This window comes from Streptomyces sp. Ag109_O5-10, from assembly GCF_900105755.1.
In the GTDB taxonomy this organism is placed as follows: domain Bacteria; phylum Actinomycetota; class Actinomycetes; order Streptomycetales; family Streptomycetaceae; genus Streptomyces.
The window spans coordinates 5,475,605-5,489,031 of sequence record NZ_FNTQ01000001.1; the positions used below are offsets into that span (position 1 = coordinate 5,475,605).

At 73.4% G+C, this 13,427-nt stretch carries 8 protein-coding genes and 1 pseudogene; 6 read left to right on the plus strand and 3 right to left on the minus strand.

The features are described 5' to 3' along the window. Nucleotides 1-4 precede the first annotated feature (4 nt). The 4 genes and pseudogenes from BLW82_RS25150 (at nucleotide 5) to BLW82_RS25165 (ending at nucleotide 5,272) form a co-directional block, all read left to right on the plus strand. Nucleotides 5-2,535: pseudogene (locus BLW82_RS25150) on the plus strand (SUKH-4 family immunity protein). Between the two features lie 103 nt (nucleotides 2,536-2,638). Beyond that, nucleotides 2,639-3,559 (plus strand): RNA polymerase subunit sigma-70, encoded by a 921-nt coding sequence (locus BLW82_RS25155; RefSeq protein ID WP_093501971.1) that lies wholly within the window; start codon nucleotides 2,639-2,641, stop codon nucleotides 3,557-3,559. 101 nt (nucleotides 3,560-3,660) lie between these two features. Next, nucleotides 3,661-4,227 (plus strand): dihydrofolate reductase family protein, encoded by a 567-nt coding sequence (locus BLW82_RS25160; protein WP_093501973.1) that lies wholly within the window; start codon nucleotides 3,661-3,663, stop codon nucleotides 4,225-4,227. A 157-nt stretch (nucleotides 4,228-4,384) separates the two neighbouring features. After that, nucleotides 4,385-5,272 carry a cellulose-binding protein gene (locus BLW82_RS25165; RefSeq protein WP_371131399.1) on the plus strand — a complete coding sequence of 296 codons (888 nt, stop codon included), beginning with the start codon at nucleotides 4,385-4,387 and terminating at the stop codon, nucleotides 5,270-5,272. Between the two features lie 136 nt (nucleotides 5,273-5,408). Here BLW82_RS25165 and BLW82_RS25170 read toward each other — a convergent pair whose 3' ends face one another. The 3 genes from BLW82_RS25170 to BLW82_RS25180 form a co-directional block, all read right to left on the minus strand. Next, a complete protein-coding gene (locus tag BLW82_RS25170) occupies nucleotides 5,409-7,019 on the minus strand; it encodes a sodium/solute symporter (protein ID WP_177233061.1) in 1,611 nt (536 codons plus the stop codon). Beyond that, a complete protein-coding gene (locus tag BLW82_RS25175) occupies nucleotides 7,016-7,462 on the minus strand; it encodes a DUF485 domain-containing protein (RefSeq protein ID WP_093501976.1) in 447 nt (148 codons plus the stop codon). The genes BLW82_RS25170 and BLW82_RS25175 overlap by 4 nt, the downstream gene beginning before the upstream one ends. Nucleotides 7,463-7,651: 189 nt before the next feature. Continuing rightward, the gene (locus tag BLW82_RS25180) at nucleotides 7,652-9,124 is read right to left on the minus strand and encodes an MFS transporter (RefSeq protein WP_093508253.1); all 1,473 of its coding nucleotides are present in this window, start codon (nucleotides 9,122-9,124) and stop codon (nucleotides 7,652-7,654) included. A gap of 533 nt (nucleotides 9,125-9,657) precedes the next feature. Here BLW82_RS25180 and BLW82_RS25185 point away from each other — a divergent pair. Next, nucleotides 9,658-10,446, plus strand: coding sequence for an ABC transporter ATP-binding protein (locus BLW82_RS25185; protein WP_093501978.1), 789 nt, complete (start codon nucleotides 9,658-9,660; stop codon nucleotides 10,444-10,446). Beyond that, entirely contained in the window at nucleotides 10,443-13,022 is a 2,580-nt protein-coding gene (locus BLW82_RS25190; RefSeq protein ID WP_093501979.1) for an ABC transporter permease, read from the plus strand. The genes BLW82_RS25185 and BLW82_RS25190 overlap by 4 nt, the downstream gene beginning before the upstream one ends. Nucleotides 13,023-13,427 lie beyond the last annotated feature (405 nt).

Sequence of the window (13,427 nt, forward strand, 5' to 3'; positions counted from 1 at the left end):
CGGCATGGTGACGTTCGCGCAGGCGCAGGAGCGCGCGGAAGAGTGGATCAACGGTGACGTTCCGGCGTACCAGCATCGTGAGGTGCGGGTGCGGGAGTTCGGTCTCGGGTTCGTGGTGTGGGGCGAGGACCGTGCGGAGGGTCCGCGGTCGGACGGGGGCGGGCAGCGGCTGGTGATCGCCCGTGACAGCGGTGAGGCCACGCTGTGGCCCGCGTTGCCGGTGGGCGAGGTGGTCCGCCGGTACGAGGAGGAGTACGGCCGTGAGGCGGAGGTCGCCGACGCGGTGCCGGCGCCCGCGGCCCGGGTGGACCTGAACCAGACGTCGTTCCTGTTGAGTCCGCCGGAGTGGCTCCAGGAGGCGGCGGACAAGCTGGGTGTCCCGGATCGGCGGCCGGGGGGTGACGGGGTGCCGGCCGGTGCGGGCACTGGTCCGGTTCCCGGCTCCGGCGCCGGTTCCGTTGGGCTCGCCGAGACGCAGACCGGGGTGCCGGCGGCTCCGGGTGGGACTCCTTGGGCCGGTACCGACACCAACGCCGATGCCGGCGAGGACCGTTCCGTCCCGTTGCCGGCGACGGTGTTCGCGCCGCCGCTGGGCGATGCCGACGACGGGGCCCTGGGGGAGGCCGAGACGGCGCTGTTGGCGGGCGGCAGCCAACTGCCGCGCACGGCGGTGAATCCGGCGCTGGACGAGGTGAGTGCGCAGGGCGGCACGCCTCTGCCGACTCCGCGGGACGCCCCTTCGTACGGCTACCCGCAGGGGCCGGCGGCTCCCGGCACGCCCGGGCCGAGTGCGCCGTCGCGCCCGCAGGCGCCCGCGCCGCCGCCCGCGTCCTCCTACGGCTACCCGCAGGCTCCGGCGGCTCCCGGACAGCCGCTCGCGCCGAACGCCAGTGACATTGCGGACGCCGCGACGAGCCGGGCCGCGCCTCCTCCGCGCAGGGCGCGTGGCGGGGCCGGTGCGCCGCCTCCGCCGCCGGGTGTGCCGGGAGCGCCGGGCGTCCATCTCGGGGGCGCGCCGCAGCCGCCCGTGGGTGGCTATGCGCCGACGCAGATGGTTTCGGCGCCGGGTGCCAAGGGGCCCGAGGGCCCGGCTCGGGCACCGGGCGCGCAGACCCCGCCGGGCGCCCCCAACTCGCCCAACACGCCCGGTGCTCCGGGTGGTCCGCCGCCGGGCGACGTTCACCGTGCGGCCACGGTGCTGGCCGACCCGAGCGGGATGGGCGGCGGCGCGCAGCAGCCTCCGGGCGCCCCCGCCGCGCCTCCCGGGCCTCCCACGCCCCCGCGCACGGCTCCGCCGGCGGTCCGGGCGGCGCGGCGGTGCACCAAGCGGAGACGGTGCTGTCCGCGCCTCCGGTGGGCGCTCCGCCCGCCCCCGGCAGGCCGCCGGGCGCCCCGCAGATGCCGCCGCCGGTGCCGACGGGTGCGATGCCGCCGCCGGTGCCGGCGGGTGCGATGCCGCCGCCGGTGCCGGCGGGCGCGATGCCGCCGCCCGGTCAGCCCGTGCCCGGTCGGCCCGTGCCGGGGCAGCAGCCGCCGGCCTACGGCTACCCGCAGCAAGGCCAGCCGACGGTCGGTCCGGGGTATCAGGCGGTGCTGCGCTACCGGGCGCAGGACGGTTCGGAGCAGCAGCTGATCCGGCGTTCGGCGCCCGGCACGCCGCACCCGGAGTGGCAGATCTTCCACGAGCTGCGGGCCATGAACGTGCCGCCGGACCAGGTGCTGGAGCTGCACACGGAGCTGGAGCCGTGTGAGCTGCCGGGTGCGTACTGTGCGCGGATGATCCGGGAGCAGTGGCCGCAGGCTCGGCTGGCGAGCATCGCGCCGTACGGCACGGATCACGCGAGCCGGCAGCAGGGGATGCGGCAGTTGCTGGCGCACCAGGGCGAGTTGCACCAGGTGGCGGCGGGTCCCGCGCGGCCCGCGCCGGTGCGGGCGCCGTTGTCGCAGGTGCAGGCGGCGCCGCCGATCCCGCCGGAGGCGGTCGCGCAAGAGCTGGCGGCGGCGTTCGGTCCCGGGGTGTTCCGGTTCGAGCAGGCTGCGGTGTCGCGCCAGGGCGTGCCGCCGGTCGTGGCGCACACGCTGGTGGCGGCGGGGCTGCCGCTGGACATGGGGCCGTTCTTCTGGGCGCAGGCGCAGCCGGGCCGGCCGGTGCCGACGTTGGCGGAGCTGGCGCAGGAGCGCGGGTTGCAGCCGGCGCCGGACGCGGCGTCGTACCTCGTGATGGGGACCGACTTCGGCAAGGCGGTCTGTGTGCAGTACGGCACCGCGAACATCGTGGCCGTGCCCGTGGAGGCGGGGCCGGGCGGGGCGTCGGTGCCGCCGCAGTTCGTGAACACGGGGCTGCCGGAGTTCGCCCGCTGTCTGGCGCTGCTGGGCCGGATGTGGCGGCTGAGGTTCGGCCTGAACCAGGAGCAGGCGGGCCGCTGGACCGTCGACTTCCAGGCCCAGCTGGCCTCCCTGGACCCGGCGGCGCTCGGCTCGCCGGAGAGCTGGTGGTCGGTGCTGCTCGAGCAGATGTGGGACGGCCTGCTGTAGCGCGGGGGCAGGACGGCCGTACGGGGGCCGGTCGGGTCGGGAGGCCGGGCCGGCCCTCACGCGCGCGTGCCGCGTTGTCGTACCGCGCGGGCATGATGGGCGGATGGACTTCGAGCCGTACCGGGGCGAGTTGGTGGCGTACTGCTATCGGATGCTGGGCTCGTTCCACGAGGCCGAGGATCTGGTGCAGGAGACCATGCTGCGGGCCTGGAAGGCCCGTGAGCGCTACGACCCCGCGCGGGCCTCGGTGCGGACCTGGCTGTACCGGATCGCGACGAACGTGTGCCTGACGGCGCTCCAGGGGCGCGGGCGGCGGCCGTTGCCGTCGGGGCTCGGGGCGCCGGGTACGGATCCGGAGGCGCCGCTCACACCGGCGCTCGACGTGCCGTGGCTGGAGCCGTTCTCCGACGCGCGCTTCGACGTGGAGGCGCGTGCGGATCTGCGGCTCGCGCTGGTGGCGGCGCTGCAGCTGCTGCCCGCGCGGCAGCGGGCGGTGCTGGTGCTGCGCGAGGTGCTGGAGTTCAGTGCCGCCGAGGTCGCCGACCAGCTGGACACCTCGGTGCCGGCCGTGAACAGCGCGTTGCAGCGGGCGCGTGCGGCGCTCGGGGAGGCGGCCGGGGCGGACGAGGTGAGCGAGCCGGACGATCCCGGGGTGCGGGCGGCGGTCCTGAGGTACCAGCGGGCGTTCGAGGCGGCCGACGTGCCGGCGCTGGTGCGGCTGCTCACCGACGACGCGGTGCTGGAGATGCCGCCGGTGCCGCTGTGGTACCGGGGGCGTGGCGACTACGGCCGTTTCATGGAGCGGGTGTTCCGGCTGCGTGGTACCGGCTGGCGGGTGGGCTCCCTCACTGCGGGGGGACAGCCCGCGCTGGCCGCGTACGCCCCCGAGCCGGAGGGCGGGCACCGGCTGCACTCCGTGCAGGTCCTCACGGTCACCGGTGGCCGGATCGCGCGCAACGTGGTGTTCACGGACCCGCGCGTGCTGGCGGCGTGCGCGCCGGCGCGGCCTTCCGCCGCCGGCTGAGGGCCGGTCGGGAGCCGGGGGAGAAAAGTCAGCCGGCGCCGATGAGTCCGCCCGGTGCCGCCGGTATGTACCGGTGACCATCGAGCGAAGGGACAACCGTCATGAGCGTTGTCGTCATCGAGTTCACCACCCTGGACGGGATCGTGTCCGACCCCGACGGCTCCGGGGGCACGCCGTACGGCGGCTGGATCCTCCGTTTCGGCCGGGAGGAGATCGCGGGGGACCGGTTCGGTCTGGGCCGCACCCTGGACGAGGGGGTCGTCCTGCTCGGGCATGCCACCTGGCAGGCCTTCGCCCGTCTGTGGCCGGGCCGGGACGACCCCTTCTCCACGCGCCTGAACGCCGCGCCGAAGCTGGTCGCCTCCCGCACCGCGTCCGACGCGGCCGACGTGTCCGCGTGGGCGAACTCCCGTCTCCTCGAAGGGGATCTCCTGGACGCCGTCAGGACCGAGCGGCGGGACGTGATCGTCATGGGCAGCATCGGGGTCGTCCACGCCCTGGCGGACGCGGACCTGGTCGACGAGTACCGGTTGCTGACCTTCCCCACCGTCCTCGGCACCGGCCGGCCGCTGTTCCCGGCCGGTGGCCCGCCCGCCGAACTGGAGTGCCTGTCCGCGGAACGCGTGGGCGCGACGGTGCTGACCCGCTACCGAAGGGCGCGCGGCTGAGCCTGCGCGCCCCCCGATGCGCTTCCCTCCGCCTGGGGCGATGTGCGGTGTTTCCGGCGCGCCATGCGGAGTGTCGCGTTATGAACACTTACGTCCGATCCATCAAGATATCCGCGAAATCATCATTTCGTGCGGGTCCGGCGGAGAGGGGTTCCAGGTGAGCAGCGCATCGATGTCGCCGTACGAGTTCGTGACCGTCCGGGGGCGTGGCTACCGCCCCGACCAGGTCGAGACGTTCATGGTGGAGCTCGGTGAGGAGCGGGACGCGGCGTGGGAGCGTGCCGCGCGGCTCACCGTGCTCGCCAAGGAGATGGAGGCGGAGGCCGAGCGGATGCGCGCTGTGGTCGAGGAGCTTCCGCCGCAGACGTACGAGGCGCTCGGGGACCGCGCGCACCGGATCTTCCGGCTCGTGGTGGAGGAGGCGAAGACCCTGCGCGAGGGCGCCCGCCGCGAGCTGACGGAGGGCGTCGTGGAGGCCGCGGCGCGCGCCGACGGTGAGTGCGACGCGGTGCGGGAGCGGGCCGACGCGCTCCGTGCGGACAGCGAGGAACGCGCCCGCCAGTTGCTCCTCGCGGCGAGCGCCGAGGCGGACGACATCCGCATCAGTGCCCGCCTGGAGGTCAAGGAGCAGCGGGGCGAGGCGCTTTCGGCCCTGCGCGAGGTACGGCAGCGCACCACCGGGATGCTCGCCGAACTGGCCAAGGAGCACGCCGAACGCTGGGCCGAGGAGGAGCGCGAGGAGGCCGCGCGCGCCGCCGCGGTCGACGCGCACAACGCCGAACGCATCGCGCGCGCCGAGGCCGCCCTGGCGGAGGCGGAACGGGCCCTGGAGGAGGCCCGGGAGTCGGCGCGCCGCTCCGAGGAGGAGGCCGAGGAGCGTGCCCGCGAGGTTCTCGCGGAGGCCAAGGCCCGCGAGGAGCAGATCGCGCGGGAGACCGAGCGGGTGCTGCGCGAGCACGGCGAGACCTGGGACGACGTTCAGGCGCACATGGACCACATGCGGGACAGCCTCGTGACCCTGACAGGGCGCGCGGCCGCGGAATAGCGCGCCCGGCTGCCCCCGGCCGCCCTCTGCTGTCCCCCCGCCGCGCTCCTGCCGTTCCCCCCGCTTGCGCCCGCCGCGCTCCTGCCGTTCCCCCCGCTTGCGCCCGCCGAGCTCCTGCCGCACGCCCGCCGCGCCCTCAGCCGCCCCGCCGGACCGCCCCCGCCAGGATCCACCCCTCCACCGCCTCGTACTGCCGGCGCTGCTCCACGGCCCGGCTCCGCCCGGAGGCCACCGTCCCCAGCCAGCCCAGGAAGAACCCGGCCGGGATGGAGACGAGGCCGGTGGTGGTGAAGGGGAACCAGTTGAAGTCGGCGTGCGGGAAGGCGGCGGCCGGCGAGCCCGAGACCAGGTTGGTGCCGGGCATCAGGAGCAGCACGGTGAGGGTGCCGCCGAGCAGGGTGCACAGCAGGCCGGTGCGGGTGTAGCGGCGCCAGAAGAGGCCGTAGACCAGGGCGGGGGCGAGGGCGGAGGCGCCGACGCAGAAGGAGAGGATGATCAGGGGCTGCAGGCTGTGGTGCTGGACCAGGGTCGCCAGCAGGATCGTGGGGACCCCCGTGGCGAGCGCGGAGACGCGGGCCACGGTCATCTCGCGGCGGGCCGGCATCTCCTGGACGCGGGTCGCGAAGACGTCGTGGGCGAGGGAGTTGGCGCAGGCGAGGATCATGCCGGCGACGGAGGCGAGCAGGGTCAGGAAGATCGCCGTGGTGACGGTGGTGAAGAGCAGGCTCTCCACCGTCGAGGCGCCGGTGCCGAAGGCCGCGCGGGCGCCCAGCAGGTAGGCGGTGTTGCCCTGCGGGTCGGCGGCGGTGACGGCGGCGCGGCCGACCAGGGCGGTGGCGCCGAAGCCGACGACGCTGACGACCAGCACGAACAGGGCCACGCACGACACCGCCCAGGACATCGACCGGCGGACCTGGCGGGCACTGGAGGCGGTGTACATGCGCATGGTGATGTGCGGCAGGCAGGCGCCGCCGAGGACGACGGTCAGCTCCGAGCTGATCATGTCGAGGCGCGGGGCGGGGCCGCCGGTGAACTGGAGGCCGGAGCGCAGGTACGCGGTTCCGACGCCGCTGCCCCGGGCCGCCGCGGCGAGCAGGGCACCGGGGTCCCAGGCGAAGCGGTGCAGGACCAGCAGGGCGACCACGGTGCCGGAACCGAGCAGCATCACGATCTTCAGGATCTGGATGAGGGCGGTGCCCTTCATGCCGCCGATGGCCGCGTAGCTGATCATCAGGGCGCCGAGGCCGATGACGCAGCCGGTCTGCACGGCCCTGTTGGAGAAGCCGAGGACGAAGGCCATCAGCTGTCCGGCGCCGGCGAGCTGGACCAGCATCAGCGGCAGCAGGGCGGCGACGGTCACCGCACAGGCCGCGATGCGTACGCTGCGGCCGGGCATCCGGCGGGCCAGCGCGTCGCCCATGGTGAACCGGCCCGCGTTGCGCAGCGGTTCGGCCAGCAGGAACATCAGCAGGAGCAGTGACAGGGCCGTGCTGAGGGCGAGGACGACGCCGTCGTAGCCGCACAGGGCGATCACGCCGCCGGTGGCGAGGACGCCGGCCCCTGAGATGTAGTCGCCGGCGATCGCCAGGCCGTTGCGGAGCGGGGAGAGGGAGCCGTAGCCGGTGTAGAACTCGTCGAGGTCGTCGCGGTCCGGGCCGGTCAGCACGCACAGCAGGAGCGTGAGGGTCGCCACGACGGTGAAGGCGACCAGTGACATGGACTGGGCGGAGCCGCTGAAGCCGGTCACCGTACGGCCCCGCGCCTGGCGTCCAGTTCCGCGGTGCGGCGGATGCGGTCGGCGAGCGGGTCGACGTGGTGGCGCGCGGAGTGCTCGTAGAGGGCGATCGCCAGCCAGGTGACGGGGAGCTGGAGGAGGGCGAGGAACAGGCCCGCGGGTACGCCGTCGGCGACCGTGCTCGTCATCAGGCCCGGGGCGAACGCCGACAGCACCAGGAACAGGGTGAAGTAGCCGAGCGCGGTGAGGGTGGCGGTGCGCCGCCGGAGGCGGTAGGCGCCGCGCAGCAGCCGCAGGTCGCTGTGGTGTCCGACCGGCTCCCGGTGCGGCACGTGGCGGGGTCTCGGCGGCTCGGGCGGCAGTGGCTGCCAGGGGTAGGTGAGGTGTGCCGGTCCGTGCGGGGACGGGTCGGAAGGGGCGCCGGAGTCGGCTGGGTCGGAAAGGTCGTGGGCCATCCCGGTGCTCCTTGCGTGGCTCGGGTCCGTGGCGGCGGAACGCAGGGAGAGGAGGGAGCGGGGGACGCACGTTACTCGCAGGTATCCGGGGCGTGTGGGCATTTTCGGCAACTGGCGGGCGGGTACGCGCTTACTGCACCCGAACGTGTCTGACCTCGGGTGTTACCCGCGTTAACTCCGGGACGGGAGTCAGTCCTTGAGGACCGGGAAGCGTCGCGGTGCCACCGACAGGAGCACCACGAACGCCACCGCGGCCGCGCACGCCGCCCCGAAGTACACCGCGTGGACCGCGTCCGCGATGGCGTGCCGGGTGGCCTCGGGGGCCGTTCCGTCGTCCAGCGCGCGGGTGACGGAGTCGAGGTCGCCCGCGCCGCCCAGCCGGGCGGCCAGGACCCCGTTGGCGACCGCGCCGAACACCGACGCCCCGATCGTCTGGCCGGTCTGCCGGCAGAACAGCACCGACGCGGTCGTCGTGCCCCGCTCCGCCCAGCCCACCGTCGACTGCACGCCCACGATCAGCGGCAGCTGGAACAGGCCCAGCGCGGCCCCCAGCAGGAGCATGAGCAGCGTCGGCTGCCAGGCCGATCCCGGGTAGGGCAGGAACGGGAACGCGAACAGGATCAGCGCGGCCGCGCCGATGCCGAGCAGCGCGGTGTCGCGGAAGCCGATCCGCCGGTACACGTGCTGGCTGAGGGCCGCCGAGACCGGCCAGCTCAGCGTCCACACCGACAGCACGAACCCGGCGGCCACCGGCGCGAGCCCGAGCACCGACTGCGCGTACGTCGGCAGGAACACCGTCGGCGCCACCATCAGCAGGCCCAGCGCGCCGAGCGCGAGGTTGACGGCCGCGATCGTGCGGCGCCGCCACACCCACCCCGGGATGATCGGCTCGGCCGCCCGGCGCTCGGTCCACACCACGAGCCCCGCCAGCGCGAGCCCGGTGGCGAACAGCGCGCACGACGGCGCGGACCACCACGCCCACGCCACCCCGCCCTGTACGAGCGCGGTCAGCAGGACGCCTCCGCACGCGAAGACCGCCAGCGCACCCGCCCAGTCCACCCGCGGGGGCGTGCGCGGCGCGCGCTTCGGCTCGTGGAGGTGACGCACTATCAGCCAGAGCGCGGCCGCGCCGATCGGCAGGTTGATCAGGAAGATCCACCGCCAGTCCGCGTACGCGGCCAGTACCCCGCCGAGCCCCGGCCCGGCGACCGCGGACACCGCCCACACCGTGGACAGCTTCGACTGGATCTTCGGGCGGTCCTTGAGCGGGTAGAGGTCGGCGGCAAGGGTCTGCACGGTGCCCTGCAGCGCCCCGCCGCCGAGGCCCTGCACGATCCGGAACGCGATCAGCGCGGCCATGTTCCAGGCCACCGCGCACAGCAGCGACCCGAGCAGGAACACCGCGGCGCCCGCGACCAGCACCGGCTTGCGGCCGAAGGTGTCGGAGAGCTTGCCGTACACCGGCAGCGTGACGGTGACGGCGAGCAGGTAGCCGGAGAAGAGCCAGGAGAAGACCGAGAAGCCGCCGAGGTCGCCGACGATCTGGGGTACGGCGGTCGAGACGACGGTGGAGTCGAGCGCGGCCAGCGCCATGGCGAGCATCAGGGCGGCCACCACGGCCCCCCGCCGCTCCGTCCCGGCCCCGCGCGCCGCCGCGCGTATCGCGGGTTCCGCGTTCCCCTTCTTCTCCGTCTCCTTCTTCTCCGTCTCCGCGTTCTCCCGCTCCACGCCGGATCCCCTCCCCGCACCCCGTCATGTATCTATGTCGCGCACAACAGCTTCCCACCCGTCCCGGCGCGGCGGGAGTCCGCGTCCACCTGGTGAGAGGGCGCGGCCGCTTGACCCTCACGCGGCGGAAGGGTGGACGCTTCCTGGGGCGGTGGGTGGAGGCCGACCCCGAGAAGGACTCCACCCGGCGGTGGACGTCCCCTAGGGGCTTCTCCGTACTACGGCTCGGGGAGGGTTCGTACCGCCGGAGGACGAGACGGCACCCCGCCCGTCCTTAACCTGGCTTTACGCCGCCGGGGGGCGGTTGACCGAACCGGCGGGGGTGGGGTTTTCCCCCGGGCAAGACGGGGCTCCGCACCAGCGCGGAGCGACCCCGCCGGCCGCGAGACTCATCGTCGTACCGAACCACCGCGCAGCGACGCACAGCACAGCGCTGTTCCTCCGCTGCCCGACTTAGGAGACATACCGTGACATCGGCTGTGACCATTCCCAGGCACGGGGGTACTGGAGGGCGTACGGCCGTTGCCGCGCGGGCGCGGCAGGTCGTCAAGGCGTACGGGGCCGGAGAGACCCGGGTCGTCGCCCTGGACCACGTCGACGTGGACATCATGCGCGGGCAGTTCACCGCGATCATGGGCCCCTCGGGGTCCGGGAAGTCCACCCTGATGCACTGCCTCGCCGGGCTCGACACCGTGACGAGCGGTCAGATCTACCTGGACGAGACCGAGATCACCGGCCTGAAGGACAAGAAGCTCACCAAGCTGCGCCGGGACCGGATCGGGTTCATCTTCCAGGCGTTCAACCTGCTGCCGACGCTGAACGCGCTGGAGAACATCACGCTCCCCATGGACATCGCCGGCCGCAAGCCCGACAAGGAGTGGCTGCGGCGCGTGGTCGACACCGTGGGGCTCGCGGACCGGCTCAAGCACCGCCCCACCCAGCTCTCGGGCGGTCAGCAGCAGCGCGTGGCCGTGGCGCGCGCCCTCGCCGCCCGTCCCGAGATCATCTTCGGCGACGAGCCGACCGGAAACCTCGACTCCCGCGCGGGCGCGGAGGTCCTCGGCTTCCTGCGCAGCTCCGTCGACGACCTGGGCCAGACGATCGTGATGGTCACGCACGACCCGGTCGCCGCCTCCTACGCGGACCGCGTGCTCTACCTCGCCGACGGCCGGATCGTCGACGAGATGTTCAAGCCGACCGCGGAGACCGTCCTGGACCGCATGAAGGACTTCGACGCGCGGGGGCGTACGTCATGACCGTCCTGAAGACCTCGATGCGCAACTTCTTCGCGCACAAGGGGCGCATGGCCCTCTCCGCGGTCGCCGTCCTGCTGTCGGTGGCGTTCGTGTGCGGCACGCTGGTGTTCACCGACACCATGAACACGACGTTCGACAAGCTGTTCGCGGCCACCTCGTCCGACGTGACGGTCAGCGCCAAGGGCGCCTCCGACACCGGCGAGACCACCTCCGACAACGGCAGGCCGCCGGTCATGCCGGCCGCGGTGGTCGGCAGGGTCCGCGCAGCGAACGGCGTCAAGGCGGCGGAGGGGACGGTCTTCTCGACGTCCGTGACCGTCGTGAACGCGGACAAGGACAGCCTGTCCCCGTCCAGCGGCGCCCCGACCATCGTCGGCAGCTGGAACAGCAACGACGCCCGCACCATGAAGATCACCTCGGGTGCGGCACCGCAGAACTCCGGCCAGGTCATGGTGGACGCCGACACCGCCGGCAAGCACCACCTGAAGCTGGGTGACGAGATCGGCGTGATCAGCGCGGTCGGCACGCATACCGCGAGGATCTCGGGTATCGCGGACTTCACCGTCACCAACCCCGGTGCCGCGATCTTCTACCTGGACACGAAGACCGCCCAGCAGACCCTCGTCGGGCGCACCGGCGTCTTCACGAACATCAACGTGACGGCCGCGACCGGCGTGACGGACGCGCAGCTGAAGAAGAACGTCGTCGGTGAACTCGGCACCGCCTACAAGGTGCAGACCGCCAAGGAGACCGCCGACGCCAACCAGAAGGACGTCGAGAGCTTCCTGGACGTCATGAAGTACGCGATGCTCGGCTTCGCCGGGATCGCCTTCCTGGTCGGCATCTTCCTGATCATCAACACCTTCTCCATGCTGGTCGCCCAGCGCACCCGTGAGATCGGCCTGATGCGCGCCATCGGCGCCGGCCGCCGCCAGGTCAACCGGTCCGTGCTCGTCGAGGCCCTGCTGCTCGGCGTGGTCGGCTCGGTCCTGGGCGTCGGCGCGGGCGTCGGCATCGCGGTCGGCCTCATGAAGCTCATGGGCTCCATGGGCATGCACCTGTCGACCAGTGACCTGACGGTCGCCTGGACCACCCCGGTGCTCGGCCTGGTCCTCGGCGTCGTCGTCACCGTCCTCGCCGCCTACCTGCCCGCGCGCCGCGCCGGCAAGGTCTCCCCGATGGCCGCGCTGCGCGACGCGGGCGCCCCCGCCGACGCCCGGGCGGGCCGCATACGTGCCCTGATCGGTCTCGTGCTGACCGGCGCGGGCGGCTACGGGCTCTACCTCGCCTCGGCCGCCGACAAGGCCAAGGAGGGCTCGGCCTGGCTCGGCCTCGGCATCGTCCTCTCCCTCCTCGGGTTCGTCGTCATCGGCCCGCTGCTCGCCGGCGGTGTCGTACGGGTCCTCGGTGCGGTCCTGCTGCGGATGTTCGGCCCGGTCGGCCGCATGGCCGAGCGCAACGCGCTGCGCAACCCGCGCCGCACCGGCGCCACCGGTGCCGCCCTGATGATCGGACTGGCGCTGGTCGCCTGCCTCTCGGTGGTCGGCTCCTCCATGGTCGCCTCCGCCTCCGACCAGCTCGACAAGACCGTCGGCACGGACTTCATCATCCAGTCCGACAGCGGCCAGCGGATCACCCCGCAGGCGGTCAGGGCCGTCAAGGACGTCCCCGGACTCGCCCGCGTCACCGAGTACCGCACCACCACCGCCGACTACACCACGCCCGACGGCAAGACCCTCAAGGACACCGACATCACGGCGGCCGACCCCACCTACGCGACCGACCTGCGCACCAAGACCGTCGCCGGTGACCTCAAGGACGCCTACCTGCCCGACTCGATGTCCGTGTACGACAAGTTCGCCACGGCGCACGCCATCCACCTGGGCTCGAAGATCACCGTCAGGTTCAAGGACGGCCGCACCGCCCACCTGACGGTCCGGGCGATCACCAGCAGCGACGGCCTCATCGACGCCGGCTCCAAGTACACGAACATCAGCACGCTCGCCAAGTACGTGCCCGCCGCCAAGATGCCCCTCGACGAGCTGGTCTTCGCCACCGCCAAGGACGGGCAGCAGGACGCCGCGTACAAGTCGCTCAAGTCCGCGCTGCACGACTACCCGCAGTACACCGTGCGCGACCAGACCGACTACAAGAAGGCGCTCAAGGACCAGATCGGTCAGCTGCTGAACCTGATCTACGGCCTGCTCGCCCTCGCGATCATCGTCGCGGTCCTCGGTGTCGTGAACACCCTGGCCCTGTCGGTGGTCGAGCGGACGAGGGAGATCGGCCTGACGCGGGCCATCGGCCTCTCCCGCCGCCAGCTGCGCCGCATGATCCGCATGGAGTCCGTGGTGATCGCCCTCTTCGGTGCCCTGCTGGGCCTCGGCCTGGGCATGGGCTGGGGCGCCACCGCCCAGAAGCTGCTCGCCCTGCAGGGCCTGAAGGTCCTGGAGATCCCCTGGCCGACGATCATCGGCGTCTTCGTCGGCTCGGCCTTCGTGGGCCTGTTCGCCGCCCTGGTCCCGGCGTTCCGGGCGGGCCGCATGAACATCCTGAACGCGATCGCGACCGACTGACCGCGACCGCCGAGAGACCACCGCACACGGGGGTTGCGGGGGAACGCCCGGCGCCGGGGAGTCCTGGGGACTCTTCGGCGCCGGGCGCGTCTCGCTTCCCCCCGGAGTCCGGTCTCCGCGGCTGCCGGGTCCGGCTTCCCGGGCCGCCGGGCCGGCCCGGGTCTCGGGCCCCGGGCCGGGCCGCGGGCACGTCTTGGTCCTTCGACGTCGTTCGAGTCCCGTCTTCCGGCTCACCGAGTCGGGTGGTGGGTGGGCATAGGCTTCGGGGGTCCAGGGAGCGGAGCCCCCTGGTACGGCCACCGCGGCGCACGGTGCCCCACAGGGGCCACGGAGGTTGTCCACAGCCCCGGCACCCGCGCCCGCGTAGTCGTAGGCTGGAGACCCCCCGGTCGCAGCACGCGCCGG